We start from the raw sequence: 26,780 nt of genomic DNA, 5'->3' as shown, positions 1-26,780 counted from the left end.
AAAGAAAGTCTCAGATTTTCTTTGACTTAAATTGTTAATCAATTGATAAAACCGATCGCCACTTCAATGATTAAAGCAATTTACTTCGACTATCATGGAGTCTTAGATAAACGTTCTATCAGATTAGTTTATCAGATTTTAGCAGCAACAGAAACAGCAAAACTCAAGCAATTAAACGATCCTTTAAGCCTACGAAAGCACTATTTTCCGCTTGAAATAGAATACCTTGCAGGTGACATTACTCCGGCAGAGTTTTGGGGACAATTTATTGCCGATCGCTTTGACCCAACTGATGTAGCATTAGCCAAACAAAGCTTGTTAACTATCGACTTAAATCAGGGATTATGGCAGATCATACCCGAACTAAAAAAGCGGTATTTTTTAGGAATTATTTCCGATAGTGGCATTGATAAAACACAGCTAATTGAAGAAAGCTTAGACTTAAAAGCTTATTTTGATGGATTGTATTTTTCTAGCGATCGCAACTTAGTAAAAGAAGCCGGATTAGGATTTTACTACTTACCACTTCAGGAAAACAACTTTCAACCAGCAGACTGTTTACTAGTTGATGATTCTCCCAATAATATTTCCCAAGCCAAGACAGTAGGATATAACACACATCTTTACAGGGGAAATAATCAGTTTCTCCTACAGCTTATTTAACTTCACTAATTAATGGGAACAAAACCCTAGAGTTTTACATCTAAAAGTTAAAACGATTAGATCAAACTATGAAACACCTCGTAATTGTTGGATTATCATTACTAATTGGTTACTCAAGCAATTATTTAGCAGTAGCTAAAAGCCCAAACCAGCAATTTACAATTACCCAAACTAACCCATTAAGAGACACCTTAGTAATTCCCGGAGAAAGAGTTGGCCCAATTACTAAAAATACCAGCCGTCAAGAATTAACTAAACTGTTTGGCGCGTCAAGTTTGCAAGACAAAACAATTTTTGGCCCTGAAGGAATGGGGAAATTTCCTGCTACTCGCGTTAACCTGGGACAAGAACGGTCATTTACAGTAGTTTGGGCGGATGAAAAACGCACTAGACCTGCTACTATTCGGGATTTTGGTTCAGCTTGGAAAACGCCTCAAGGCATCGGTATAGGCACTTCCCTTGCAGAATTAAGAAAACAATTAGGTGAGTTTAAACTTTACGGACTTGCTTGGGATTATAGCGGTACAATTTTGCTGGAAAATACCAAATTATCGAATTATAAAGGCAAATTAAACTTACAGGTAGCACCTGCACCTGATGCAGCGAAAAAATTTCCTCGACAGTATCAAGCAGTTATGGGAGATGGCACTTTCACTTCATCAAATCCTAATTGGCAACCTTTAGGAATTCGGGTACAACAAATGACAGTGTATCTTAATGAAAGTATTTAAGTTAAGAGTAGGGGCGAAGCATTCGGGCGACAATTTATGACTCAAACCCTAAATTTTCTGTCCGAATGCTTCGCCCCTACAAAGGGGAAAATCGTTAACCGAGCAGTATTGAGTGCTTTCTAAGACTAAAGTCCTGACAACGAACGTTTCTTTTTACCTAGAATAGTGTAAATCATGGTTTCTTGTTGTCTACCGCGAAGTTGGATGGTTTTTACTTGTTCCCCTCGGTAGCGATCGCTAACATAACTAAAAGTTTCATCTGTTAATAATATTTTGAATGGTTTATCAGCCGTTAATTCTTTATTCATTGATTCTAGTCGAGATGCTACGTTAACCGTATCTCCAACTACGGAATAATTTAAGCGTCTTGTTCCTCCCACACTCCCAGCAATTAACATTCCTGTGTGAATCCCAATGCCAAATTCAATTACAGGTTTACCTTGGGATTTTAAGCGTTTATTTAGTTGTCTTAAGCGGCTGTGCATAGCAATAGAAGCGGCGATCGCATTTAGCGCATCTTGGCGAATTCCCTCTGGTTTTGTGTTGGGAAAAGGCACACCAAAAACCGCCATAATTGCATCTCCGATATATTTATCTACCACCCCACCATGATCCATAATACAATTAGTCATAACATCTAAATATTGATTTAGCCAACTGAGTAATTCTCGCGGTTTCAAGTTTTCAGAAATAGTAGTAAACCCCCGAATATCCATAAATAATACAGTAGCTATTAATTCTTGCGCTTGCAGTTTTCCATCTTCGATTATTTCTTCTTTGCGCTGCCAAATTAATTGGGCTGTTTCCGGTGAAACGTGCTTGGCAAATAAGCTCATTAATTGTTGTTTTTCATACTGTTCTCGCAACTGTAAACCAACTGCTGCTATTAATATTGTGCCAATTGGGGCGGCGATCGGTATCCACCATTGATAAAAAGCAAATACTACATTAGCAATTCCAAACCAAGCGATCGGTAAGATAACAATTAAAATTATTCTAGTCTTTAAATCACTGCCAAAAAATAGACAACTAGCCCCAAATGCTAACAAAACTAGTAGATAAAACTCCTGACCATCAGGTAATTTTTTTAACCATGTTTTATTGATCAAATTATCAATTACTGCTGCATGAAAGTAAACTCCAGATGTCGGAGGTTCTGAGTTGTAAGGTGTTCGCAATGGATCGTTTAACGCTAAGGCAGTAAACCCAACTAACACAAATTTATCAGTAAATTTATCACTAGGTATTCTACCTTCCGCGACATCCACGAAAGAATAAGTTGTTGGAGATGATTTTTGGGGATTATTAACAGAAGAAACTACAGTTGCAGGCCAATTTAACCAGATGTTTTGAAATTGTTGATTTATAGGTTGTGGTAGAGAAATAGGTTGTTTTGTCTGATTTAAATTGTAAACTTCAATCATTGTCAAACCCAAACTAGGAAGAGAAAAATCTTCGCTATTTATCCAAATTGGGGCTTGACGAGTAATGCCATCGCCATCAACTTGACGGGAAATATGTCCTTGATCGCTAGCAGCTTCACTTAATTCTGGTACAGGTACCAGTGGCTTTCCTTGATCGTCCCATGCTCTGGCTAATACTACATTACCAGTTTGCTCGATCGCTTTCGCAAACTCAGCATCTTTATCACTACGATCGACAAATTTAATATCAAATCCAATTGCCGTTGGACGAGATTTTTGTAAAGCATTCAACAGGGGAATATAGCGATCGCGTTGCCAAGGAAATTGACCATATTTCTGCAAACTCTTTTCATCGATCGCAATCACAACAATTCTTTTATCCCATTCCTGTTGAGATAAAACCCCCGTTTCGCGAATTTGAAATAGCAATTTGTAACCCACTCTTTCCAAAGGTTGCCAAGCATTTAATTGCCACATTCCCAAAGATATAATTGTCGCTGCTGCACCAGTCAGCCAGGGCGAACTATGGCAAAAGTAACGGCGCAGTCCACAAATTAATTGTTTAGATAGCATAATTACTACTTTGAAATTGCTGGTAAACCCCGATTTTTCTCAAGTTAAGATGTTAAATCGCCTCATATTATTAATTGGCAATCTCACATCTTAAATTGGCAATCTCAATGCAACCCTGACGATTAAATGCAAAATTTGATTGGTTATTTTGCATTTTTAACTAAGTCCATTATCTCTAATTTTCCGGTAATTTCAACTCATAAACTTGTTCTTCACCTAAAGGAGTACGCACCAGTAATCTCAGAACTCCTTGTGCAGGGAAAGAAACAACAGCTTCAAATTCACCCGTAGGACTAACTGGCAAACTCTGCCCTTCCAGAAAAACAGAATTAATCGGATTTACCACACCACTTACCCGGACTTTACCAGTTTCCGGTGCTGGTAAAAGTTCTAAACTAACTCTGGCATCACCATTAAATGAAGCAGGCTTTGTCGGTGGATTTCCTGGTCTAACGATCGCATAATTTCCCGCATTAACTTCTTCCGTAACCTGCTGATTTTGCTTTCCTCCACTAACTGCTACTGACCCTTCAACTGTGATAACTTGTGTTTCGCCATCCGGCTGAACTATGACGATAAAATCCGTTCCTCTGACACCAGCAACCCCAGTAGGTGTTTGAATTGTAAAATTAGATCTAGGATTTGTAAAACGGCGCACTTTTGAGCGAACTTGCCCTTGATTCATCCTTAATTCCGTAGTAGTAGCACCATTAGGTTGCCTACCCAAATTTCTAATTGACAAATTAGAATTTTGTGACATTCTACTATTAGCAATTCCATTATCAGTTGCTAAAGTGGCACTAGAATTACCGCCAGTTCTAATTCCTTGGCCTGGACGAGAAATGCGATCGCCAACTTTTGCTTGACGTTGTACTTGCTTGAGAAAACCATTATTGTAATAAGTCACATCGCCACTAACCTCAGTACATTCCAAAAAACGTTCTTGACTGATTTGTTGTTGACTTCGCCGGGGAGGGCCGCCAGCAAAAACCGGAAGCGAAACGGCAACTAAAATACCTGCTAATAACAAAAAAGCTAAGATTGCCGCCCTAGATGATCTAAACAAATTGACAGGATTCCTCATTTTTTCAATCTACAAATATGCTGAAGCTAAATCAATCATAATAGTTCCACAACAGACGACCTTGAGAAAACAATTTGCAACATTTATGAATAAAAATGTTACTCGACACTTTCCCAAACAACTAACAGTGCGGTAAAATACCGAAGCTCAGTTGATACTGTCGCCAGGTAGCTACTGTAATCAGAATACCCATCAACAGTGATTGTGCGATCGCTCTGTGAGGAAAAAATTATGCCCATAAATTCTCTTTCACTGTATAAAATTTCCACCGCTTCAGCTTCCAGCTTTTCCCATCAGCAAAAATTCCCACCACAACTTAGCATGATTCCCATCCTCAGTTTAGTCCTAATCAGTTAGTCGTCATTAGTCATTAGTCATTAGTCATTAGTCATTTGTTAACAGTTAGATGTAATATCAAAGAGTAGTTCTTAACCTAGAACTAATGACTAATGACCAATGACCAATAACCAAAAATGCACAAAATCCCCGTTACAGTTATTACCGGATTTCTCGGCAGTGGTAAAACCACTTTAATTCGCCATTTATTACAAAATAATCAAGGTCGAAAAATTGCCGTAATCGTCAATGAATTTGGCGAACTCGGAATAGATGGAGAATTAATACGTTCCTGTCAAGTTTGTGATGAAGAGGAAGCCAATAACAACATTGTCGAACTTACTAACGGTTGTCTTTGTTGCACCGTTCAAGAAGAATTTTTGCCCACAATGCAAGAATTATTAAAACGTCGGGAAAACTTAGACTGTATCTTAATTGAAACATCAGGATTAGCCTTACCTAAACCCTTAATTCAAGCATTCCGTTGGCCCGAAATTCGCACAGGTGCTACCGTTGATGGTGTCATTACAGTAGTAGACTGCCAAGCCCTTGCTTCAGGAAATTTAGTTGGCGATCTCGACGCTTTAAATACTCAAAGACAAGCCGATCCCAATTTAGATCATGAAACACCGATCGAAGAATTATTTGAAGACCAATTAGCCTGTGCTGACTTAGTATTGCTCAGTAAAGTTGACCAACTAGACAACCAAACTCAAACTCAAGTTGAGAAATGGTTAAAACAACAATTACGTTCTGCTGTCAAGTTAGTTCCTTGTAAACAAGGCGAAATAAATCCCGAATTACTGCTAGGTTTTAATGCCGCAGTTGAAGATAATTTAGAAACTCGTCCCAGTCACCATGACACAGAAGAAGAACACGAACACGACGATAAAATTAACTCAGTTCACTTTGTTTTAGAAGGCAACTTCCAACCCCAAACATTAGTCGATAAATTACAAAACCTAGTGCAAAAATTAGAGATTTATCGGATTAAAGGCTTTGTTTCCGTGCCGAACAAACCCATGCGTTTAGTATTACAGGGAGTTGGCGATCGCTTAGAATACTTTTACGATCGACCTTGGCAAAAAACCGAACCAAGACAAACCAAATTAGTCCTAATTGGGCGAGATTTAGAAACCACAGAAATCACCGCTGAACTGGAAAAAATCGCCGTTTAAAACCTTCATCTGTCTTGAGAAAGACTTGCTTTTCTTTGATCCCCTGCAAAGTCTCTGTCCTTTTGTAGGGGTATTAATCTTGCTGTTTGTTTCAATATGTAAATGTTCGTTAACAATCAGCAAAACACCAATGACAGTCAGCAATATAAGCGCTTACGACCAAGGTAAAGAAGCACTAAAAAACTTGAATGTAGACGACCAATTGGGATTACTTTGGGTTGTTTACACCAAGCTTGGAAAATCAATTACACCAGCCGCTCCCGGCGCTTCTGGATCGGAAATTGCTCAAGGTTTGTTCAACCAAGTTAAAGCACTTCCCCATCAAGAACAATTGCAAGTAATGCGCGATATCGCCACCAAAGCTAACACTCAAATTAGCCGCGAATATGGTTCTTTGAGTCCCGAAACAAAATTAGCTTTCTGGTATTTCTTAGCGCAAGGAATGGAGAACGCTACTATTATCCCCATGCCTCCTAACTATGAACTTCCCCAAGCAGGAAAAGACTTATTAGGCAGAATTGAAGGCTTAAGTTTCCAAGAACAAATTGATTTTCTGCGGGGATCAGTTTTACCAATGGGAACAGAACCAGCGGGCGGTTCTCGAATTTAGCACAGTTAGTTGTCAACACTGAGCGTGTTCAAAAGCAAACGTAATTTTTGGAGAATCAAATGACTTATACTCAAGCTAACGTAGAACAAATCGTTGACGCTTTGCGCCGCTTAAATGCAGACGATCAATTGGCTGTTTTGTGGTTTGTTTACGAAGAAATGAAACGCGGTATTACCCCAGATCCTAAAACAGCAGGATTAGAACTTTCTCAAGCAATTGTCGATCGCATTGAGCAATTCTCTCACGAGGAACAACTGCAAGCACAACGCGACATTGTTACAGGCGCAAACAACGAAATCGTTCAACAATACCGCGCTTTAAATCCTCGCGCCAGATTAGGTGTTTGGTACATTCTCGCACAAGGCATGGAAAACCAAAGCATTATTCCCATGCCCAACAATTATAAACTCTCCTCAGAAGCTCAAGATATCTTCAATCAAGTCAAACAATTAGACTTTGAAAACCAAACCAGCTTCATGAGTAGCGCCTCTGCCAAAATGGGCTAACCGAAGGTAGAGGTAGGGAGATAGGGAGATGGGGGGATGGGGAGATGGGGAAAAAATACTCCCCCTACCTCCCCACCTCCCCACCTCCCTATCTCCCCTGCTTGCCTATTTTCTCTTTTGCAAAACTGCCCCAAGTACCCCAATTCCGGCGATACTTGCGCCAGTAATAATTAAAGGTAATGCAGGATTAATTCCTGGTTTTTTCTCTGTAGTTAATCCAGCATTCTTATCTGTTTCTCCGGTATTTTTTTGGAGCTTTTGATTTGTTTGATTTGGCGAATTCACCGCTTTCGGGCTAGGTGTTGATGCTGCCACAGTTCTACCAGCAGCAACAGTCACCGGGAAAGTTAATTTAAAAGGTTTAAAATTTGTATTTGCTTTGGGAGTGCCGCTTAATTGTATTTCGTAATTTCCCGGTTTAGGAAATACAATATCTGCTCCCGGAATGCCTTGATATTGAGAAGTTGAAATAGGTTTTAAAGCAGGTTTTAACAAAGGAGCAGATGCTTTAGTGCGAGGTTTACTGTAAACCTCAATTTTACAGTTACAATCTTTTAGCGGGACTATTTTTCCTCCTCTCCGAGTTAGCGCTATCCAAGTTTCCGAAGATTCACCCGCTTTCGGATTATCATTGGGTTCAATGTGTAAAGTTCCGCCCACATCTTCAGCGACTTTTACAGTATGTGCGTAAACCGGAGTAATTGCTAATCCGAAAAATAGGATGGTCGCCAAAGTTTTATTCAGCCTTAAGCGGTGCAGCATAGAATTTTTCTAAAGATAAGATTGACCAGAATTGGCGCGATCGCACCAACAAAACACTAACACTAACTAATATTAAAATCCCCGTCCTTAACTTATTTTCCCAACTCCATTGCAACCCACCTAAATAATGCGAACCAATCACTACAGCGTGAATCGCACACAACAGAAAAGCTGGCACAGCTAATAAATGAATTTGTCGCCAACGGTTGCCTAAATTTTTCTGAAAGCGATCGAAACTCGTCACCGTTGCCGGAATCATTAATATTAACGCCACAATCCCCGTCACCATACCCAATTGATGTAAAGGCAACATGAACGAAACCGCGTTAAAATTCCAACTCAAAGTATGGTCTAAAATATGAGCAACATGAGCTAAAGCTAAGACAAAAGCAGCCACACCCAAAGCCCTGCGATATCGCAAAGGATGGGGCCAAATTCTGCTAATTGGACGGGCAATTAAAGCCAACATTAAAAATAGTAAAGCGCCGTGACTGGTGAAGTCTATCATCGTATCACCAGTGCGGAGTAAAGTTAAAACACCGATCGCGATCGTCATCCAACCACCCATGCGGAACAACTGAGAGCGCCGATTCGCACTCACACCAGAAATCGAAACCCCCACCCCCAACATCATCGGCAAAGTTCCCAACCCAAAAGCCAACATCGTCGCCGCACCGATCCAAAGACTACCAGTTTCCGCCGCCTTAATTTGGGCAGCATAGAGAAAACCACAGGGAATAAAACCCCAAACCATCCCCAAAATTGCTGGAGTCCACCAACGATTTTGGAAAGAGAGGTTTAGCATGATTTTACTTAAGCGATCGTGCAACTTCCCCTGAGTCAAAGGGTGAAAAATCGGAATCGGAGGCAGAAAATCCGGCTTTACCTGGGCCAAACCAAACCAAATCAACATGATCCCCGTAAACACAGCAATAAATCGCCGCAACACACTATCGATTCCCGCCATTTGTCCGCTAGCAATCAACACCGAACCAAAAGCCCCAATAGTCGCACCCACCAACGCATAGCTCAAAATTCGCCCTAAATTGAGCAAACTATGAAAATATAATTGTTGTCGCCAACTCGCACCCAGCTTTGGCTTCTGGGAAAGGGAAAAAGCCACACTCAAAGGCCCACACATTCCGATACAATGACCAAAACTTCCCAAGAAACCCAAAGCAGTCATCAACAGCAAGTCGAGCATTTTGGTCTTAAACTCCCGGAGATTCGTAAACTCACAATGAAAGTGATTTTAGCTGAAGATCGCTGTCGATCGAAAATCCCCCAATTGCCAAACTTATCAGAGTGATGCGTAAAATCCTCGTTTTTAAACGAGGGATATAAGCGAACTGTTTACATCAAATCGGTGAAAGGAAATCAATCAACAGATAGATGGCAAAATAATTAAGTAATCTATAGCCAAACTCACACAATTTTTAATATTCCCCATCCCCATTACCTCTAAAATCAAAACCATCTCCAGAATAGTTACTAAGTAAAACTCAGCAACAGCAAATCAATTAGCAGCATTACTTCAGGCATTCGAGGCATTAGTATGACCAGCATCCTATCGGTTAGTTCATCAGAATTGTCCCACAGGCGAAAAACACTGCGTCGTCAAAGAAGACGGCAGCTAGTTTGTGGAATTTGGCGCATTTTAGCAATTAGTAGTTTAGCAGGTGGTTTAGGCTGGGGGGCTACCCAACCAGTATGGGTGATCAAACAACCCGAACAAGTCAACATTGAAGGCAATGAAATTCTTTCTGACCAAGGAGTTCGCTCTTTGCTATCCTTGACTTATCCCCAGTCATTACTACGAATCGAGCCAAAAACAGTAGCTCAACAGCTAGAAACAAAGCAAGCATTGATAGCCAAAGCATCAGTCAGCCGCCAGCTATTTCCACCCAGTTTAACGGTCAAAGTCGAAGAACGGGAACCAGTGGTAACAGCAGTCTCGGTAAATCCCAGCACACCCCCAACTTCCCAAACCCCATCCCTGACAAATCAAGCAAATTCAAATCAAACAAGTAAACCAGAGGAAACAACCCCTCCTCCACCTCTACCACCTCAAACAGTACCAGTGGGATTAATAGATGCCAAAGGAACCTGGATACCAATAGAAAACTACAATTCTGCCGGACAACCCCTGCCACTGCCCACACTGCGAATAATTGGCGATCGCCAAAAATATTTACCCCATTGGGGACAAATGTATCAAGTATTGCGTCGCTCCCCCGTCAAAATTTCTGAAATAGACTGGCAAAACCCAGCTAATGTAATCCTGCAAACCGACATCGGTACAGTGCATTTGGGAATATATGGTTCTCAGTTCGCCGACCAACTCGCAGTATTAGACCAAATGCGCCAATTGTCAAAGGAAGTTGATGGACACCCAGTTGCTTACATTGACCTAAGCGACCCCAATTCACCCGCTATTCAATTACAATATCCAACGACTCAACTCGACTCAGAGTCGGCGCAAAACCTAAAGATTCGCTCAAAAAGAACACTAAACCTTAACAGACAGCGATAAGCTATAGGTTAGCAAAACTTGCTATATAATCAATCAGCTTGTCACTATTTATTGGTTTTTCAACCACCTTAGCCTATAGTTGACTTGAGCTACCTAGAATTGAAAAGTTGTTTAGGCACTATTTTTTGATTCCAATGATTCTTAATAATAGACAGGGGCTCGCAAAAAAAGTTTCCCAAGCAGAGGGACAACAGGGGTTGGCACCAGGAATGGATGCTAGTAATCCTTATATGATGACTGGATTTCAGTTTGGTCAAGTTCGCGAACCCAAAGATATGGCTGAAGAAGCACGCAGCGGCGAAATCGTACCGAGTCGGGTAGCCAAAATTAAAGTGATAGGTGTTGGTGGCGGTGGCAGCAATGCCGTCAACCGCATGATCGCCAGCGACCTCTCAGGAGTAGAATTTTGGTCAATTAACACCGATGCTCAAGCCCTGGCTTTATCATCTGCCCCCAGACGCTTGCAAATCGGACAAAAATTAACTCGTGGTTTAGGTGCTGGCGGTAATCCAGCAGTTGGTCAAAAGGCAGCAGAAGAATCTCGTGATGAACTAACTGCTGCTGTTGGTAACGCAGATTTAGTGTTTATTACTGCTGGCATGGGTGGTGGTACAGGTACGGGTGCAGCAGCAGTCGTAGCTGATGTCGCCAAAGAAGCGGGTGCCTTGACAGTAGGTGTAGTAACTCGTCCTTTTTTCTTTGAGGGACGACAACGCATTAACAAAGCAGAAGAAGGGATTGCGGCTTTACAAAGTCGGGTGGATACGTTGATTATTATCCCTAACGATCGCATCCTCTCCGTAGTGCCGGAAAATACCCCCCTGCAAGAAGCTTTTCGCACCGCCGATGACATCCTCCGTCAAGGTGTGCAAGGCATCTCCGATATCATCACTATCCCCGGATTAGTAAATGTAGACTTTGCTGATGTCCGGGCAATCATGGCAGATGCCGGATCGGCCTTAATGGGAATCGGTGTGGGCTCTGGTAAATCACGGGCTAGCGAAGCAGCTTCTACGGCAATTTCTTCTCCTTTACTAGAATCCTCCGTCAAAGGCGCAAGAGGTGTAGTATTTAACATTACTGGTGGTAGCGACCTCACCTTACATGAAGTGAATGCCGCCGCAGAAATTATCTACGACGTTGTTGATCCCAACGCTAACATCATCTTTGGTGCAGTGATTGATGACAAAATGCAAGGGGAAGTCAGAATTACGGTAATTGCCACCGGGTTTAGTGGGGAAGCTCAGCAGCCACAAGCGGCTCAGCAAACACGCCCAACTGCAAGGCATCAAAATCAGCCACCAGTTAAACCTGCAAATGCCGTTAATCTCAGACCTGAACCAGAAAGGCAACCACCTCCATTAGAACAACCTGGATTAGATATACCAGAGTTTCTCCGCAGAAAGAGAAACAACTAATATCGTTTCTCTTGAAGTTTGCATCGAGAAACCGCCTTGTTTGAGTTTTCGCAGGTAATTTCTCAGGAGAAAAACCCTGATGGAGAGTTACAGAAAAACATTAAGGAGTTGGGTTTCTCGACCTGCTTTCACAAAGTAAAACTTTCTCCAGTATGACAAGGGAAACTGCATTGAGTGTACCAGTAGCTTTGACGATCGCAGGTTCAGATAGTGGCGGCGGAGCCGGAATACAAGCAGATTTAAGGACTTTTGCCTTTCACTGCGTTCACGGAACTAGCGCCATTACCTGTGTGACAGCCCAAAACACTTTAGGCGTAAACAGAGTTGATGCCCTACCTGCGGCAGCTGTAGTGGCTCAGATTCAGGCAGTAGTGGCAGATATTGGGGTGCAAGCTACAAAAACTGGAATGTTACTCAATCAGGAGATCATTCAGGCTGTAGCTGTGCAAGTCAGAGAGTTAAAAATTGATAATTTGGTAGTTGACCCAGTAATGGTATCTCGCGCCGGAGCTCAGTTAATTGATGATGCTGCGGTTGTTTGTTTGCGCGAGCAGTTGATTCCCCAAGCAAAAATTGTGACTCCTAATCGTTACGAGGCGCAAATGCTGGGCGGTTGGGAAATTAAAAGTTTAGCAGATATGCAGGAAGCGGCTAAAGGCATTCACAAACTGGGGGCACAAGCGGTTTTGGTCAAAGGTGGTGGAATGTCGGGAGATTTGCGGGGTGTGGATGTTTGGTTTGATGGTGAGCAGCTTTTAACTCTAACTACATCGCTGGTGGAAACAACCAACACTCATGGCACTGGTTGTACTTTAGCAGCTGCGATCGCCGCTAATCTAGCACAAGGAAAAGATTTATTAACCGCCGTGCAATTAGCTAAAGATTATGTTACTACTGCTTTAAAATCCGCTCTCAGTATTGGTAAAGGTCAAGGGCCAGTAGGACACTTCTTTCCCCTGTTATCGCAGTCGTCAGAACGCTCGTAAGCATAGACTGATTTTTGAACCTATTTTACTTGCCTGTTCCCTGCTATAGTAAAAACAAATTTATGGAATCGATCGCTCTTATGTTATCCTGAGTGGGACTATTCTTAGGCGTAGTGGAAATCTAAGCAATTAAGCTTAGTCGAGAGACTGTTAAACAGGTTGCCTCTGGCTGACCTAACTTTAAGTTAGAGCAAAACTTATGATGCCAAATTTCAATCCCAAGCAACCCCACCAAAATGCAGGAAATGGTGGTCAGAATATCCCCACATCAGCTGGAAACAATGCTCGGTCGGTACCAATTTCTATTTATCGCGAACTAGCAGCCGAGTTGCAAGCGACAAGGGTGATGCTGGAATCGTTGAATAACCAAAATCAGCAGTTGTATGAACAAAATCAACAATTGCGCCGGGAAATTGAAAAGGTTGTTCATTCCGCTCTATATCTAAAGCAGGTAGCTGATGCTTCTGTTCCGGGAATTCGTCAGCCGGATTTTATTCATCCAGAAATGCGATCGGATTCGATAGATATTTCTTATCTACGACAATTAAATAAACGTCCTTACCCAAATTCACCAGCAAATTCCCCTACTTTGGGAGTAGAAGCTTTTGACGATGGCGAGTCTATGATCCCCATCTTTCAAGAAAAATTGGTGACAGAACAAGCCCAAGGGCGTTATCGGCGGAATAGTCAGTTAGACCGCAATGCAGAAATTAATGGTTGGTGGTTGACTTTGGCGATCGTTTTAATTGTAGTCACAGCTTTTGGTGCTGGCTATTTATTTATGCGCCCACTCTTGATTAAGAGATAATTTTTTCGAGTGATTTGCTAGTTAGGATTGGGTTTCTTTGGGTGTAATCGTGAGTTGGAAACCCAGTTCATTTAGTAATTGGACAAAGGTGTAAATTTCGGTAGCGTTACTTTCTGTTAGGATTCGATCGAGCTTTTCATGCAATTGTTTTGTTGATTCAGAAAGGCGATCGCTCTTTTCCCAAGCTTCAATAACCTTTCTCAGCGCATTTCGGAGAAGTTCCGGTTCAGGATTTTCTTCTTCTAAAATAGCTTCAATATAACCAGCAGCGTGTTCAGAATCTTTGAGACATTCAATGAGAAACTCACGGTAGCTATCACTAGTTGGCATTTTCACGTTTTTCATAGTCTGCCCAATACTCCTTAGCTTTGTTAATATCTTCTTGTTGAGTGCTTTTATCTCCTCCACAAAAGAGAAGTACAATTGTTGTTCCTATTTGTCCAAAATAAATTCGATAGCCAGGGCCATAATTAATCTTTAGTTCAAATACACCTTCTCCAACTGAACGATAGTTTCCTAAATTTCCTAATTCAACTCGCTCAAGCCTTGTATCGATTTTATATTGAGTTTTGCGATCGCGCAGCGAATAGTACCATTCTCAAAAAGGAATTCTGCCATCTGGCGTAATGTAACGTCGAATTTCCTTTGGTGTTGCTTCCATGATTTCATTTTATACCTATTATAAAACCCTTGTTCTGTTGTAAGATGCCTCAGAGTTCGGTGATAAATTGATGATAGAAAATGTGAACTTCTGACGCACTCTACTACCTGATAGCAGAATTTAAACAGACACCTGCCAAATTTTGATTGTATTATCAGAACTGCCACTTGCGAGAATTCGACCGTCAGGAGTGAAAGCAACAGAATTAACTGCACCAGAATGACCAGTGAGAGTGCCGATATTTTTAATAGGGTCTTCTATACTCCACAGTTTGATTGTTTTATCTGCACTACCACTAGCAAGAATTTTTCCATCAAGACTAAAGGCAACAGTATCAACTGAGGCAGAATGCTGCCCAGGTATTTCCCAAGTACATTTTTTAGTGTTGATATCCCATAACCTAATTGTTTTGTCTTCGCTCCCACTAGCAATGGTTTTTCCGTTAGGACTGAAAGCAACAGAACGAACACTTCCTGAATGTCCAGAAAGAGTAGGAACCGCCATTCTCAATGTCAATGAATTAGCTACTCGGTTCAAGTAACTTAAGTTCAAAATCTTGATTAGTGTGTATTGACCAGTAACAATTATCTGCTGATCGGGACTAAAAGCAAGGCAGGTAACGCCCTCCATCAGACGAAAGTCACCATGAGGTGTTCCCATTCCTCCTGTGTTCGGATTCCACAATTTGATGGTGTTGCTAGCTGTACTACCAGCTGCAAGAACCAGTCCGTTTGAACTAATAGCAACAGAGTTAACACCTCCCGAATGTTTAGTACCCCAATTACCAAGGGTGCGAAAAAGTTTGCCTGTGAGAAAATTCCAAATCCTGATTTTACCATCCTCACAACCAGCAGCAAGAGTTTGTCTATCAGGACTAATCGCAACTGATAAAACTGCACCTGATTTATTATCAGAAAGAGTGCGAAGCAGTTGACCACTATCGATATTCCAAATTTTGACAGTACCATCCAAACTAGCACTCGCAAGAGTTTGTCCATCAGCACTGATAGCAATAGACGTAACCCAATTTGAATGTTCAGTTAAAGTTCGCAAACACCTGGAATTCTGACTTTGAGATGTTGATGAAGACGTTTGATTTCGTTTTGGCACAACCGTATTAGGATTGAGCGCATAAAGTACCTCATCAGCTGATTGGTAACGTCGCTTAGGGGCAAATTCCAACATTTTATCTAGGATTTGACCAAGCGAATCACTAACTGGACTATTTAAATGTTCTCGCCACACCCAAACACCTTCATCAACATCAAATAATTGAAAAGGATCTTTTCCAGTTAGCAGACAAATAGAGGTAACTCCCAAACTATAAATATCACTACCAAAAGTTACTTTACCCACATTTTGTTCAGGTGCAACATAACCTGGAGTGCCAATCACCGTTCCCGTTTTTTGCAAAGCAGTTCCAGTTGCGAACTTAGCCGCACCAAAATCAACTAGAACCAATTGACCATTGTTAGTGCGGCGAATAATATTTTCCGGCTTGATATCTCGGTGAATTACTTGGCGTTCGTGAATAAACTTAAAAGCTGGCAATAAATTGTTTAAAAGTAGCCAAATTTTTTGTTCGCTAAAAGCTCCTTGCTGTGCCAACTCCTTCGACAAATCCTGACCTTCAATAAACTGCTGCACTAAATACAAATATTTGTCTTCTTCAAAGTAGGCAAACAGAGTCGGAATTTGCGGATGTTCTCCCAGTTCTTGCAGTCGCTTTGCCTCTTGCTCGAATAATTCTACAGCTTTTTGCAGTGCGCCAGTTCCTTGCAGTTGCGGTGCAAATTGCTTAACGATACAGCGTTCATTTAACTTATCTACATCTTCAGCTAAATAGGTGCGTCCAAATCCTCCCCTACCAATTGGTTGAATCACACGATAGCGATTTCTCAGCAGAGACACCAGTTTTGAGCCACAAGTCTGGCAAAACTTAGTCCCTTGAGGATTGAAAGGTTTCTGACAATCGGGGTTGAGGCAGCAGACCATAATCACGCATCTCTCTGTGGTTATATTCTATGATATATAGCCCTATTAAGTTGCGCGAGGTTTCGGGTTTCCTAGTCCCTTACGCAGCTGCAAGCGCCTGTATTTGGTATTCCCCCCTCGCTTCGCAGGCGGGCTAAAACGCAGGTGCAAGATCTCAGTTAGCAGGAATGGTGCGTTACGCTGCGCTAACGCACCCTACGGTTATATTGATTTTTCGACTTGGGTTTTTATTAGTTTTTGTACGCTTACTAAGGCTTTGTTTAATTCATAATTCTTCCTTTCGGGATGTTGCAAATAAGCTTGTTGTTCTTCTTCAATCATCACTAAATCTTGACGCACTAAGTTATTAAGTAAACCTTTGGCTGCATTAAAGGAAATGTTTTTGACAAAGCGGCGAAACCACACAGGTAAGATGTGTAATTTGTCAAAGGCATTTAAAGAAGTGAAATGGATTAAATAAGCGCGGGTTTTTATTTCACTTACCGGACAAAATAAACAACAAATTTTAAAATCATTCCCTAATGTTGCTACCCAATGGGGATAAATATAACTCACGTCTAAAGGTTCAGGATGCAACTGTCGTAAAGCGGGAATAAATAACTGTAAAACTGCCCATTCTCTGTTGATTCGGTAATAGCTTTGGGCTTGATAATGAGCATGAACTTTGTTTTCGTCTTCATCAATATATTGTAACACAGGATTTGCCCAAGCTTGCAAATCTTTATGCAAATGTCCGTGATACATATCCATGAGGTTTTCGATTAAAAATGAATAGTGAGATGGACATTCAAAACCTGTATAACTGACAATATAATTAAGATGTTCCCATTCTGGTAATGCTAAAGGCGAAACTATATTTGATAAGGTTTCATCCCCTGGAAATATCCAGATAAAGCCATCTTTTTCAATTACGGGATACTTGCGGATTTTACAATTGGGTAACTTTTGATTTGCGGCTAAATAGGGTACTTCGGCACATTCGCCAGCAGCGTTAAACCGCCAACCGTGATAAGCACATTCTAGGTGATTGTTGATAACTGTTCCGTGACTTAGTTTAACTTGGCGATGGGGACATCTGTCTTCTAAGGCGTGAATTTTACCTGTGTTGTCTCGGTAAATTACTATTGGTTGATTCCACAAAGTAACGCCTAAAGGTTGGTTTTTTAATTCGCTAATTTGGGTGACGACATACCAATGATTTAGATTAATTCCTAATTTCCGAATGTCGCGATTATTGTTGATTGAAGAGAGAGCATTCATGACAAAAAAACCTGATTTAAAACTAAATTTTTAACTGTAGATTAACGCAGATGAACGCAGATAAAATTTGTGTTTACTGCGTTCATTTGGGGGGAACTTTAAATTTTTAGTAACCCTTCGGGATTGACTGTGAACAAGGCGCGTCTTTGCAAACCTTGGCGGTGCAAAATTTCATTTGCTGCTAATAAACCGCTACTAACTGCTCTTTCCATTAAACCACAAGGGAAGGGCATTTTTACCCAATCTCCGGCAAATAAAAGGTTGGGAATTTCGGTGGTAGTTTGGGGACGTTCTGCATAACTATTCGGCGGATAACCTGAGAAGTTCTTTTGATTTACTAGTTCGCGATGGAGGATGTTTGCTTGCTGAAGTTCGGGGACTATTTCGTATAGTTCTTGCTCAAAGGTTGTGAGTAGTGCTTCTTGAGTGGGAAACTCTTTTTCTTTGTAGCAATAGGCGTGTAATTCGACTACGCTTCCTCCGGTTTTCTTTGCCCATTCAATAAATTGGTCTTGTATGCGATGATAGAGGGTGATACTATCAGTTAGGCGATAACCGGATAGGGAGGTAAACCAACTTTGTTCCCAAGGGAAATCGCGATCGAACCAAAAACGACAAACTGCAAAGGGATCTGCAACTGGTAGTTTTTCGATTTGGGTTTTTACTGTGTCGTTAACATCGCCATTAATGCGGGTAAATAGTTGGCGCACTCCGGGAACATCGGTGGCGAAAACGTAGTAATCTGTTTGAATGGTGTTGGTTGATTTAGCTAAGTTGGTGTTGTTTTTGGTGGCGATTAGTTGGAGTTGATTGGATTGGCGATCGACAACTTTATACTTCGCCAAATCTCTTTGAGCAGGGCCTTTAATCACTTTACCATCTTTATCAAAAGCGGCACCGTGACAAGGACAGTGAAACTCGCCATTTGCCTGTTTTTGTACAGTACAACCTTGGTGAGTACAAGTTAAGGAAATCGCTTCTTTATGATTATTTTGGATAGCAAAAACTTCATCTCCTGCACCAAAATATTCGACTTGGTTATCAGCAATGTATTGATTGCGACTTACCCAAAAAGGCACATCGTTACTATTGTTACCTTGATAATAAGTTAAGGTATCAATTTGACCTTGAGATGCACTAATTTCTTTCACAGTTGCATCAGTGATAATTGTTCCGCCTTTACTTTGAATTGCTTGGGCGATCGGTTGAACTAAACTTGTTCCCATGTCCTGTTTAGTACCATTAAAAGCTAAACCTTCGGGATTACCGAAAAAGTAAAAGTGGAAAAATTGCATTAACTCGCCAACACTCATTTCGTCAGGAGCATTTAAACTCGATTTAGCAAAGGGAAGAAAGTATAAATCATATAATCCTCGAGGAAATTCTTTTTCTACCCATTCCGCGACTGAGATATTATCAAGGCGTTGAAATGTTCTTTCAGTTTGAAATCCGGTTATAGCGCGAAAAACTTGCCAATGTTCCCATTTTGTCAGGTTAATTCCCCAGCGCAAACGGTTATGAGAAGAAACCGCCAAATCAACTATATTCCAAGGGAAAGCAGAATGACTGGGGCGAAATACTTCGGGTTGATATTTGGCATCTCGATAAACAACTGAGTAAAATTTTAAATCGAGAAAATTTTCAGTGATTTGCAGTTCTTTGACTAAACTTTTTAAGTTATAATATTGAGGAAAAAAACCGTGAAACCCATGTTCCATCATGAAAGTTTCTTCGCCTACTTGAATAGGCCAACTGGCAATTTTTCCGCCTAATTGCGGCGATTTTTCTAATAGCGTAACTTGAAAACCTCGTTGGCTTAATTCATAAGCACAGGCTAACCCAGCTAAACCTCCACCAACTACAGTGACACTAATTGGTTTATTTGTCCAACGGGGCAAATCGAGGGTATCCTGTTGAAAAATGGTTGGCTGTGGCTTAGAAAAACGGGAATACCCTACTACACCACCAACTGCACCGACACCGAACATTTTTATAAAAGTACGTCGTGAAATTGTCGGTAATTGGGCGTATCTTGATAATTGATTCATGAACTACTTTGCTAACTCCTCACATAATGATGAAATATTGGCGGGAAACGCTGGCTGTGGCTCAGCGAATTTTAATTGAGTTATTCCGACGGCGACGTAGCCTGATTTTTTGGAGTGTTTTTCCCATTGCGCTGCTTTTACTCAACGGATTTATTTTTGCAGAACGCGCTCAACAGTCAATGGTTTTTGCTTTGGAAAATGCTACACCGACTACTTTGGCTTTTGAAAATGCTGCACCAACTACTTTGGTAGGTGCGGCGCTGTTTTTTAGCTGCTTGGGTGGTACTGTCACTACGGTAGTAGCGGAACGAGAGCAGCAAACGCTCAAGCGCTTGTTTATCTCTCCTTTGAGTGGAACTGCTTATTTTTTGGGCATTTTCGTTGCTCATTGTTGCATAGGTGTTGGTCAGAGTTTTTTGGTGTATGCGATCGCCTCTTTCTGGGAAGCTAAATTTCACGGCTCTCTCCTTTTGGGAGCAATAATTATTTTACTCAGTATTATCTCCTATGTTGGTGTGGGATTTATTCTCGGTACACAATTAGCTCGTCGTGCTGATGATATTAATGCTTTAGTAGCAACTTTTGGTGTACCTTTATTAATTTTAGGAGGGGCATTTATTCCGAGTTTTGTCTTTCCGAAATTTCTGCTAGACTTGGCTAAATTTAACCCAATTTATCACATGACTGAAGCACTACTCGGTGTGTCTGCTAATGGCAATGGATTTACAGAAATTGCCTCTCATTTTTGGTTTTTGTTGGGGTTTGCTATTTTGATGATTGGTGCAGGTTGGTTATCTTATCGGCGGATGTTGCGCGTAGAACGTAGGTTATGAATCTGGTAGATCCTGTAGATCCCCGACTTCTTGAAGAAGTCGGGGATCTGAAGAAGTCGGGGATCTGAGAAAAGCTAACTTTATCAGGGAAAGTAATGTTGTTAATTGAAAAGATCAATAAGTCTTACGGGAAGCGTCAAGTTCTGCAAAATTTGAATTTACAAATTAATTTTGGCGAAATTTACGGTTTACTGGGGCCAAATGGTGCAGGTAAAACGACGACGATTAATATTATCTGTAATTTGCTTAAGGCAGATAGTGGCAAGATTGAAATTAACAATCAATCTGTTTCGGAAAAAACTAAATCCATCATTGGTGTAGCGCCTCAAGAAAATTTACTTTATCAAGAGCTAAGTTGTAAAGAAAATTTGAATTTTTTTGCTCAAATTTATGGGTTAGGGGGAAAACTTCGCCAGTTACAGGTTGAAAAATGTTTAGCAGCGGTTAATTTGAGCGATCGCGCAAACAGCCCCGTAGAAACTCTCAGCGGCGGGATGAAACGACGTTTAAATATTGCGGTAGCGTTAGTACATCAGCCAAAGTTATTAATTTTAGATGAACCGACTACTGGGTTAGATATTGAAGCACGTTATGAAGTTTGGGAGTTAATTCGCAATTTGAGAAATCAGGGAATTACTATTTTGTTAACTACCCATTTACTCGATGAAGCAGAACGCATTTGTCAAAAAATTGGGATTCTGAAAAACGGGCAAATCGTTGCAGAAGGAAGTTTGTCAGAGTTGCAGAAGTTAATTCCGGCAGCGGAAATAGTTACAATAGAAACGGAAGATGAGGAAAGTGCGATCGCTCGCGCCACAGAATTAGGTTTTCCTCATCGACGCTATGGCAATGACTTAGCATTTTGGCTCCCAAAAACTTTAGAATTAAAAGAAATTATTGCTGCTTTTGATGGGATTTCTCTAGCTTCTATTTCCCGCCAACCTATCAGTTTGGAACATATCTATCTAGAAGTGACTAAATAGGGGATTGGTGTAGGGGCGATTCATGAATCGCCCCTACACCAGTCCCACTAATTAAAGTTAAAATCCTGAGCATGATTATTCCCAATTCCATCTTCTAAATCAGATTCCGAAAGCTGGAAATTTTCCGGGTTTGTTAAACTTTTTAGATCGATCGGTCTATTAGCCATAGTCTTAGCAATCTCCATTAAATTAGCACCTTGTTGGCGATGAATAGCGATCTCATCAGATTGGCTTTTTAATTGGTCGCCGTATTGGCGATCGATATCTCGCAATGCTAGTTCATATTGTAACTTTAAAACTTTTTCAATTTTGGCTTTATTAGTCTCACAAGGTACTTTAAACCTAATCACAAAAGCACCATCTAATCTTTGTTCAATAGCTTGGATAGATATTTCATTACCTGCTATTTCCGAAGGAAAATTTTCCCAAGCAAGTGAGAAAGCTTGCCACTCAATCCCATGCAGAAAAATTAAATCAACAGTAGCAAAAACTTTTTGAAATAACTTGCTAAATTCTCCCGGTGCAAACTCTCCAGTAATAGGACGACGTTCTTGTTGATGATATTGTAGATAAATATGATCGCAAACAATATCATCTAATAACGTAGCGCTGTTAATGTTCCAATCTTGAATGCAAGCACCCGTAAATTTAGCTTTATTAAAATTTGTATAAAGCGCTTGAGTTCTGATTAAAAAAGCAGCAGTTAAGTCGGCTTCACTGAAAGCCGCCGCAGTTAAATCGGCTTCGCTCAAGTTAGCCGCTCGCATATAAGTGCCTGTAAAGTCGGCTCTGCTAAGATACGCACCTCGGAGATTTGCTCCTGTTAGGTATGCGCCGCGCAAAAATGCCCCCGTCAAATCTGCTTTTGCCAAGTTCGCCACCCTTAGCAATGCAGTGGAAAGGTCTGCTCTGTTGAGGTATGCCCCGGTGAGGTTAGCACCTGTAAGGTTAGCTCTGGTCATATCTGCGGCACGCAATAATGCCCCTTCTAACTTAGCTTCACTCAAATTGGCTCGATTTAAACAGGCTCCATTTAAATATGCTCCCGTCAAATCTGCTCCTTGTAAATCGGCGCTGAACAGCCCAGCAGGGCCAAGATTGGCACCGCTTAAGTTGATTCCTTTAAGATTGGCTCCATTCAGATTAATTCCGTATAAATCAGGCTCTATATGTGGAAAATTTTTCCGCCAGCTATTCCAAATATTTACCCCCATCCAGAGTAAAGTGCTGTGTAACCAATTAGCCATAAATGTAGCCCTTTTTGCCTAATTCTTGATTAGATATACGGCTCGGTTTAACTGCTGTCAGGAATGGAGTTGAGTTGCGATCTGGTAAAAAGTGCTTTGAGAACTTAAAATTATACTAAATTATCTGTATTTGGCAAATTTTGAGGAAAAAGGTGCGGTAAGATGCAGAGAAATTTGGGGAGCAAATTTATATCCGCAAATAATTTAATTTACTTGGGTTTGGGATGTTTAAGTATTGGTTTAATTGGTGCTTTCGGATGGTTTTTCTTAGAAAGTAACTTTAAAACACATCGATTAACTTTGGTAGCTGGGAGCAAGGATGGCGAAAGCTACATTCTTAGTAAAGCTTTGGAGCGAGTTGTAGAAGCCAAAAATCCCCAGATCCAAATTGATGTTGTAGAAACTAAAGGAACAGAGGAAAATATCCAAAAGTTGGAGAAAGGAGAGGCGCAATTAGCTACTGCTCAAGCGGATATTCCGGCTGGACGATCGGCGCGGACTGTAGTTTTTTTATATCCAGATACTTTTCAATTAGCAGTTAAAGCAAATTCTGATATTAAGGATTTTGCTGACCTTAAAGGTAAGCGGATTGCTTTATGGCAAAGGGGTGGGCAATATCATTCTTTTCTGCAAATTGCTAATCATTATGGAATGGAAGAAAAAGACTTTATTTTTGTAGGAAATAACAGCGAAGAATCCGATCGGGCTTTTCGGCAAAATCAAGCGGATGCTCTGTTTCGAGTCCGGGGGCTAGGTAATAAGAATATTCTCGATTTAGTGCAACAATATAACGGACGTTTGTTGCCTTTGGATCAGGGTGCAGCTTTACGAATTAAGTATCCAGCATTTGAAGAAGCGGTGATTCCCAAAGGTGCGTATCGGGGGAGTAATCCGGCAATACCAGAGGTAAATTTGCCGACAATTGCTGTGCGACGACTTTTGTTAGCTAGCGAGAAAGTTGATAGTGAAGTTGTGCGACAAATTACTGAAATTTTGGATAGTCATCGTCAAGAAATTGCTGATAATATTCCCGATGAATTTGCTGATGTGCGCCCTTTAGTTGCTAGTATCACTCGACCGACTACGACGGGTGGAACGGGTATTCCTATTCATGCAGGTTCCCTGGCATATTTCGAGCGAGATCAACCTTCTTTTATTCAAGAAAATGCCGATTATTTAGCATTAATCTTAACTGTAGCTTTGTTGGTTGGTTCTTGGTTTTGGGAAGTGAAAGGATGGCTAGAAAGACGACGTAAAAATGAATCCGATCGCCATATTTCTAATATTATTGGATTAATGAAATCAGTACAAGAAAAGCAAATCCCAGCAAAAGTTGGTCTGGAAGAACTGGATAAAGTATTTGCTCAAGCTGCTACAGATTTAATTGACGAAAAAATTTCCCAAGAATCTTTTCGGACTCTTAGTGAAGCTTACAAAGCAACGCGAGATGTAATTGCACATCAAACTGACTTATCCGACGAAAAAAGCGATCGCACACCGAAAATACCAGCTTAAACTGGAAAAGTTACCGATCAAATCTCTAAATTTGAATTACTCTCTGTAGAGACGTTATATATAAAGCCTCTACAAAGTGTTGAGTTAGCTGATTAGCCAGACATAATATCAGGCATCAAATCGCGATAAACTGTTTTAGCTAGTCTACTAACATTTCCGTCTATGCCTAGTTTCCTATTAGAAGTCGGTACAGAAGAACTCCCCGCCAGCTTTGTCTCCAGCGCCATCCAGCAATGGCAAACCATCATCCCGAACACTCTGGCGGAACAATTCTTAAACTCCCAGAAAATTGATATTTACGGAACTCCGCGCCGTCTCGCAGTTCTGGTTCAAGGTCTGCCCACCCAGCAAGCTGATAGAGTAGAAGAGGTAAAAGGGCCACCAGCAGCAACAGGTTTTAAGGATGGTCAACCGACAAAGGCAGCAGAAGGTTTTGCCAAAAAGCAAGGTGTAGAATTAGATGCTTTGGAAGTTCGTCCCACAGAAAAAGGCGATTTTATTTTTGTTCGCAAAACTATTCCCGGACGTTCTACAGCGGAAATTTTAACTCAGTTAATTCCCCAATGGATTTCTAAGTTAGAAGGTAAGCGCTTAATGCGTTGGGGAGATGGCGATATTAGATTTTCTCGCCCAATTCGTTGGTTAGTTACTTTATTAGATGATGCGGTTTTACCAATTGAAATAGTCAATGGTTCAGAGACGGTAAAAAGCGATCGCACCTCCCCAGGACATCGCGTTTTACATCCCGAAACAGTCTCAATTCCCACCGCCACAGATTACGTTAAATGCTTAGAATCTGCTTTCGTTCAAGTTAGTCCAGAACAGCGAAAAGCTAAAATTAACGAGCAAATTCAAACCGCTGGCACTCAACAAAATGGTTTGGCCGAAATTTATCCCGATTTGTTAGCCGAAGTTGTAGATTTGGTAGAATTCCCTACTGCTGTAGTTGGGAATTTTGATGCCGAATTTTTGAATTTACCAGCCGAAGTAATTACTACGGTAATGGTAACTCAACAGCGTTATTTCCCGATTTTCAAAACTGCTGAATATCGAGAGTTACTACCTTACTTTATCACCATTTCAAACGGCGATCCAGGGAAAGCAGATATCATTGCTAGGGGAAACGAAAGGGTAATTCGAGCTAGGTTAGCTGATGGGCAATATTTTTATAAAGTTGACTCAACTAAGCCTTTAGAAAGTTATTTGCCTCAATTGGAAAAAGTCACTTTTCAAGAAGATTTAGGTTCAGTTCGTGAGAAAGTAACTCGGATTCAAAAGATTGCCGGACAAATTTCTGAGCAATTGCAATTAAACTCAGAAACTAGTACCAATATTCAACGATCGGCTTTATTATGTAAAGCCGATTTAGTTACCCAAATGGTGGGAGAATTCCCGGAATTACAAGGAGTAATGGGGCAAAAATATGCGGCTGCGAGTGGGGAAACTGAAGCAGTTGCAACAGGGATTTTTGAGCATTATTTACCTCGTGGTGCGGGGGATAAATTGCCGGAAACTGTTACAGGACAAGTGGTGGGAATTAGCGATCGCCTAGACACCCTAATCGGCATTTTCGGCTTAGGAATGTTACCCACAGGTTCTTCCGATCCTTTTGCCTTACGACGCGCAGCAAATGCCATTGTTAACATTACTTGGGCGGCAGAATTACCAATAAATTTACAACAATTAATTGAGCAAAATGTAGCCGATTTCGCCGCAAAATTTTCCAAAACGAACGCAGATGAATTGTTATCTCAATTGCAAGATTTCTTCATTCAACGGATTCGCACCCTGTTACAAGAAGAAAGGGGAATTGATTACGATTTAGTGAATGCAGTTTTGGGAGAAAATGACCCAGAATACACAGAACGCGCCTTGCAAGATTTATTAGATGTGAGAAATCGGGCTGATTTCTTACAACGAATTCGCCAAAATGGTAAGTTAGATGAAATTTACGAAACTGTGAATCGTTCCACTCGTTTAGCAGCACAAGGAGATTTAGATAAACAACAATTAGAACCTACTTTGGTGGTAAATTCCCAGTTATTCCAAAAGCCATCAGAACAAGGGTTTTATGATGCGATCGTCCAACTAGTTCCCCAAACAAAAGCCTCCCAAGCACAACGCAATTATCAACAATTAGTTGATGCTTTAAGTAACATTGCACCCACAGTTAGCACATTCTTTGATGGACCAGAAAGCGTGTTAGTAATGGATGAAAATATGGAGATTCGCCGCAATCGTTTAAATCTCTTGGGGTTATTACGAAATCATGCGCGAGTGTTGGCAGATTTTGGTCCGATTGTGAAGAGTTAAGTAGGTAGATATAAATAAAAATGAAAACTAAGGCGGGCAGGATGCCCACCCCACAAGAATTACAGTTTTTTTGTGGGGTGGGCATCCTGCCCACCCTACAAGAATTACAGTTTTCTTGTGGGGTGGGCATCCTGCCCACCCTACAAGAATTACAGTTTTCTTGTGGGGTGGGCATCCTGCCCGCCCCATCTAAATATAACTATTATCACTTATTTATTTAGACCTACCTTAATCCTAAATCTGCCTTGATGACTCCTCTTTAATTTTTACGTCAAAAAAATGTAGAGACGTTTCATGAAACGTCTCTACATTC

Annotated in this window: 23 protein-coding genes and 1 pseudogene; 13 read left to right on the top strand and 11 right to left on the bottom strand. The window is 41.0% G+C overall.

The annotated features are described in order from the left end of the window. Window positions 1-66 precede the first annotated feature (66 nt). On the top strand, window positions 67-663 hold the full coding sequence (locus tag ACE1CC_RS05980; RefSeq protein WP_413269559.1) for an HAD family hydrolase: 597 nt from the start codon (window positions 67-69) through the stop codon (window positions 661-663). Between the two features lie 68 nt (window positions 664-731). Beyond that, window positions 732-1,394, top strand: a complete 663-nt coding sequence (locus ACE1CC_RS05975; protein ID WP_413269558.1) for a hypothetical protein — start codon at window positions 732-734, stop codon at window positions 1,392-1,394. 125 nt (window positions 1,395-1,519) lie between these two features. Here ACE1CC_RS05975 and ACE1CC_RS05970 read toward each other — a convergent pair whose 3' ends face one another. The 3 genes from ACE1CC_RS05970 to ACE1CC_RS05960 form a co-directional block, all read right to left on the bottom strand. After that, entirely contained in the window at window positions 1,520-3,391 is a 1,872-nt protein-coding gene (locus ACE1CC_RS05970; protein WP_413269557.1) for a CHASE2 domain-containing protein, read from the bottom strand. A 175-nt stretch (window positions 3,392-3,566) separates the two neighbouring features. Continuing rightward, window positions 3,567-4,475, bottom strand: a complete 909-nt coding sequence (locus tag ACE1CC_RS05965; protein ID WP_413269556.1) for a FecR family protein — start codon at window positions 4,473-4,475, stop codon at window positions 3,567-3,569. A 98-nt stretch (window positions 4,476-4,573) separates the two neighbouring features. After that, window positions 4,574-4,744 carry a hypothetical protein gene (locus ACE1CC_RS05960; protein ID WP_413269555.1) on the bottom strand — a complete coding sequence of 57 codons (171 nt, stop codon included), beginning with the start codon at window positions 4,742-4,744 and terminating at the stop codon, window positions 4,574-4,576. Between the two features lie 204 nt (window positions 4,745-4,948). On the opposite strand from ACE1CC_RS05960, the gene cobW reads away from it, so the two are divergent. The 3 genes from cobW (at window position 4,949) to ACE1CC_RS05945 (ending at window position 7,105) form a co-directional block, all read left to right on the top strand. Next, on the top strand, window positions 4,949-5,989 hold the full coding sequence (cobW, locus tag ACE1CC_RS05955; RefSeq protein ID WP_413269554.1) for a cobalamin biosynthesis protein CobW: 1,041 nt from the start codon (window positions 4,949-4,951) through the stop codon (window positions 5,987-5,989). Between the two features lie 130 nt (window positions 5,990-6,119). Beyond that, window positions 6,120-6,599, top strand: a complete 480-nt coding sequence (locus tag ACE1CC_RS05950; protein ID WP_413269553.1) for an orange carotenoid protein N-terminal domain-containing protein — start codon at window positions 6,120-6,122, stop codon at window positions 6,597-6,599. Window positions 6,600-6,658: 59 nt separating this feature from the next. Next, on the top strand, window positions 6,659-7,105 hold the full coding sequence (locus tag ACE1CC_RS05945) for an orange carotenoid protein N-terminal domain-containing protein (RefSeq protein ID WP_413269552.1): 447 nt from the start codon (window positions 6,659-6,661) through the stop codon (window positions 7,103-7,105). Window positions 7,106-7,210: 105 nt separating this feature from the next. Here the strand turns inward: ACE1CC_RS05945 and ACE1CC_RS05940 are convergent, their stop codons facing one another. Both ACE1CC_RS05940 and ACE1CC_RS05935 read right to left on the bottom strand, forming a co-directional pair. Next, the gene (locus tag ACE1CC_RS05940) at window positions 7,211-7,867 is read right to left on the bottom strand and encodes a hypothetical protein (protein WP_413269551.1); all 657 of its coding nucleotides are present in this window, start codon (window positions 7,865-7,867) and stop codon (window positions 7,211-7,213) included. Further along, on the bottom strand, window positions 7,842-9,071 hold the full coding sequence (locus ACE1CC_RS05935) for an urease accessory protein UreH domain-containing protein (protein WP_413269550.1): 1,230 nt from the start codon (window positions 9,069-9,071) through the stop codon (window positions 7,842-7,844). The genes ACE1CC_RS05940 and ACE1CC_RS05935 overlap by 26 nt, the downstream gene beginning before the upstream one ends. Window positions 9,072-9,422: 351 nt before the next feature. On the opposite strand from ACE1CC_RS05935, the gene ACE1CC_RS05930 reads away from it, so the two are divergent. The 4 genes from ACE1CC_RS05930 to ACE1CC_RS05915 all read left to right on the top strand — a co-directional run bounded on the left by ACE1CC_RS05930 (window position 9,423) and on the right by ACE1CC_RS05915 (window position 13,612). Then, window positions 9,423-10,400 (top strand): cell division protein FtsQ/DivIB, encoded by a 978-nt coding sequence (locus ACE1CC_RS05930; RefSeq protein ID WP_413269549.1) that lies wholly within the window; start codon window positions 9,423-9,425, stop codon window positions 10,398-10,400. Between the two features lie 134 nt (window positions 10,401-10,534). Continuing rightward, window positions 10,535-11,818: a cell division protein FtsZ gene (gene ftsZ / locus ACE1CC_RS05925; RefSeq protein ID WP_459563808.1), complete on the top strand. Its 1,284-nt coding sequence runs from the start codon at window positions 10,535-10,537 to the stop codon at window positions 11,816-11,818. Window positions 11,819-11,970: 152 nt separating this feature from the next. Then, window positions 11,971-12,804, top strand: coding sequence for a bifunctional hydroxymethylpyrimidine kinase/phosphomethylpyrimidine kinase (thiD, locus tag ACE1CC_RS05920; RefSeq protein ID WP_413269548.1), 834 nt, complete (start codon window positions 11,971-11,973; stop codon window positions 12,802-12,804). A 199-nt stretch (window positions 12,805-13,003) separates the two neighbouring features. Beyond that, entirely contained in the window at window positions 13,004-13,612 is a 609-nt protein-coding gene (locus tag ACE1CC_RS05915) for a hypothetical protein (protein ID WP_413269547.1), read from the top strand. Window positions 13,613-13,633: 21 nt separating this feature from the next. Here the strand turns inward: ACE1CC_RS05915 and ACE1CC_RS05910 are convergent, their stop codons facing one another. From ACE1CC_RS05910 to ACE1CC_RS05890, 5 genes and pseudogenes are all read right to left on the bottom strand, one after another. Then, entirely contained in the window at window positions 13,634-13,957 is a 324-nt protein-coding gene (locus ACE1CC_RS05910; RefSeq protein ID WP_413269546.1) for a helix-turn-helix domain-containing transcriptional regulator, read from the bottom strand. After that, window positions 13,932-14,273: pseudogene (locus ACE1CC_RS05905) on the bottom strand (type II toxin-antitoxin system RelE/ParE family toxin). Before ACE1CC_RS05905 ends, ACE1CC_RS05910 begins: the two are co-directional and overlap by 26 nt. A 120-nt stretch (window positions 14,274-14,393) precedes the next feature. Beyond that, window positions 14,394-16,268: a protein kinase domain-containing protein gene (locus tag ACE1CC_RS05900; protein WP_413269545.1), complete on the bottom strand. Its 1,875-nt coding sequence runs from the start codon at window positions 16,266-16,268 to the stop codon at window positions 14,394-14,396. 201 nt (window positions 16,269-16,469) lie between these two features. Then, window positions 16,470-17,528, bottom strand: coding sequence for an aromatic ring-hydroxylating dioxygenase subunit alpha (locus ACE1CC_RS05895; protein WP_413269544.1), 1,059 nt, complete (start codon window positions 17,526-17,528; stop codon window positions 16,470-16,472). A gap of 98 nt (window positions 17,529-17,626) precedes the next feature. Further along, window positions 17,627-19,576: an FAD-dependent oxidoreductase gene (locus ACE1CC_RS05890; RefSeq protein WP_413269543.1), complete on the bottom strand. Its 1,950-nt coding sequence runs from the start codon at window positions 19,574-19,576 to the stop codon at window positions 17,627-17,629. Window positions 19,577-19,605: 29 nt separating this feature from the next. On the opposite strand from ACE1CC_RS05890, the gene ACE1CC_RS05885 reads away from it, so the two are divergent. Continuing rightward, window positions 19,606-20,409 carry an ABC transporter permease gene (locus ACE1CC_RS05885; RefSeq protein WP_459563809.1) on the top strand — a complete coding sequence of 268 codons (804 nt, stop codon included), beginning with the start codon at window positions 19,606-19,608 and terminating at the stop codon, window positions 20,407-20,409. 95 nt (window positions 20,410-20,504) lie between these two features. After that, window positions 20,505-21,392: an ABC transporter ATP-binding protein gene (locus ACE1CC_RS05880; RefSeq protein WP_413269541.1), complete on the top strand. Its 888-nt coding sequence runs from the start codon at window positions 20,505-20,507 to the stop codon at window positions 21,390-21,392. A 47-nt stretch (window positions 21,393-21,439) separates the two neighbouring features. Here the strand turns inward: ACE1CC_RS05880 and ACE1CC_RS05875 are convergent, their stop codons facing one another. Next, window positions 21,440-22,639, bottom strand: coding sequence for a pentapeptide repeat-containing protein (locus tag ACE1CC_RS05875; RefSeq protein ID WP_413269540.1), 1,200 nt, complete (start codon window positions 22,637-22,639; stop codon window positions 21,440-21,442). A 162-nt stretch (window positions 22,640-22,801) separates the two neighbouring features. Here ACE1CC_RS05875 and ACE1CC_RS05870 point away from each other — a divergent pair, with 162 nt between their 5' ends. Then, entirely contained in the window at window positions 22,802-24,154 is a 1,353-nt protein-coding gene (locus ACE1CC_RS05870) for a TAXI family TRAP transporter solute-binding subunit (protein ID WP_413269539.1), read from the top strand. A gap of 162 nt (window positions 24,155-24,316) precedes the next feature. Further along, window positions 24,317-26,467, top strand: a complete 2,151-nt coding sequence (glyS, locus tag ACE1CC_RS05865; protein WP_413269538.1) for a glycine--tRNA ligase subunit beta — start codon at window positions 24,317-24,319, stop codon at window positions 26,465-26,467. Window positions 26,468-26,780 lie beyond the last annotated feature (313 nt).

Origin of the sequence: Floridaenema aerugineum BLCC-F46 (genome assembly GCF_041929345.1) — a bacterium.
Lineage (GTDB): Bacteria > Cyanobacteriota > Cyanobacteriia > Cyanobacteriales > Aerosakkonemataceae > Floridanema > Floridanema aerugineum.
Note: the sequence above shows the minus strand (reverse complement) of the source record. Positions and strands in the feature narration are given on the sequence as shown.

Coding starts and splice junctions, on each gene's coding strand:
- ACE1CC_RS05980 (WP_413269559.1), top strand. CDS start 67: ATGATTAAAGCAATTTACTTCGACTATCATGGAGTCTTAGATAAACGT.
- ACE1CC_RS05975 (WP_413269558.1), top strand. CDS start 732: ATGAAACACCTCGTAATTGTTGGATTATCATTACTAATTGGTTACTCA.
- ACE1CC_RS05970 (WP_413269557.1), bottom strand. CDS start 3,391: ATGCTATCTAAACAATTAATTTGTGGACTGCGCCGTTACTTTTGCCAT.
- ACE1CC_RS05965 (WP_413269556.1), bottom strand. CDS start 4,475: ATGAGGAATCCTGTCAATTTGTTTAGATCATCTAGGGCGGCAATCTTA.
- cobW (WP_413269554.1), top strand. CDS start 4,949: ATGCACAAAATCCCCGTTACAGTTATTACCGGATTTCTCGGCAGTGGT.
- ACE1CC_RS05950 (WP_413269553.1), top strand. CDS start 6,120: ATGACAGTCAGCAATATAAGCGCTTACGACCAAGGTAAAGAAGCACTA.
- ACE1CC_RS05945 (WP_413269552.1), top strand. CDS start 6,659: ATGACTTATACTCAAGCTAACGTAGAACAAATCGTTGACGCTTTGCGC.
- ACE1CC_RS05940 (WP_413269551.1), bottom strand. CDS start 7,867: ATGCTGCACCGCTTAAGGCTGAATAAAACTTTGGCGACCATCCTATTT.
- ACE1CC_RS05935 (WP_413269550.1), bottom strand. CDS start 9,071: ATGCTCGACTTGCTGTTGATGACTGCTTTGGGTTTCTTGGGAAGTTTT.
- ACE1CC_RS05930 (WP_413269549.1), top strand. CDS start 9,423: ATGACCAGCATCCTATCGGTTAGTTCATCAGAATTGTCCCACAGGCGA.
- ftsZ (WP_459563808.1), top strand. CDS start 10,535: ATGATTCTTAATAATAGACAGGGGCTCGCAAAAAAAGTTTCCCAAGCA.
- thiD (WP_413269548.1), top strand. CDS start 11,971: ATGACAAGGGAAACTGCATTGAGTGTACCAGTAGCTTTGACGATCGCA.
- ACE1CC_RS05915 (WP_413269547.1), top strand. CDS start 13,004: ATGATGCCAAATTTCAATCCCAAGCAACCCCACCAAAATGCAGGAAAT.
- ACE1CC_RS05910 (WP_413269546.1), bottom strand. CDS start 13,957: ATGAAAAACGTGAAAATGCCAACTAGTGATAGCTACCGTGAGTTTCTC.
- ACE1CC_RS05900 (WP_413269545.1), bottom strand. CDS start 16,268: ATGGTCTGCTGCCTCAACCCCGATTGTCAGAAACCTTTCAATCCTCAA.
- ACE1CC_RS05895 (WP_413269544.1), bottom strand. CDS start 17,528: ATGAATGCTCTCTCTTCAATCAACAATAATCGCGACATTCGGAAATTA.
- ACE1CC_RS05890 (WP_413269543.1), bottom strand. CDS start 19,576: ATGAATCAATTATCAAGATACGCCCAATTACCGACAATTTCACGACGT.
- ACE1CC_RS05885 (WP_459563809.1), top strand. CDS start 19,606: ATGAAATATTGGCGGGAAACGCTGGCTGTGGCTCAGCGAATTTTAATT.
- ACE1CC_RS05880 (WP_413269541.1), top strand. CDS start 20,505: ATGTTGTTAATTGAAAAGATCAATAAGTCTTACGGGAAGCGTCAAGTT.
- ACE1CC_RS05875 (WP_413269540.1), bottom strand. CDS start 22,639: ATGGCTAATTGGTTACACAGCACTTTACTCTGGATGGGGGTAAATATT.
- ACE1CC_RS05870 (WP_413269539.1), top strand. CDS start 22,802: ATGCAGAGAAATTTGGGGAGCAAATTTATATCCGCAAATAATTTAATT.
- glyS (WP_413269538.1), top strand. CDS start 24,317: ATGCCTAGTTTCCTATTAGAAGTCGGTACAGAAGAACTCCCCGCCAGC.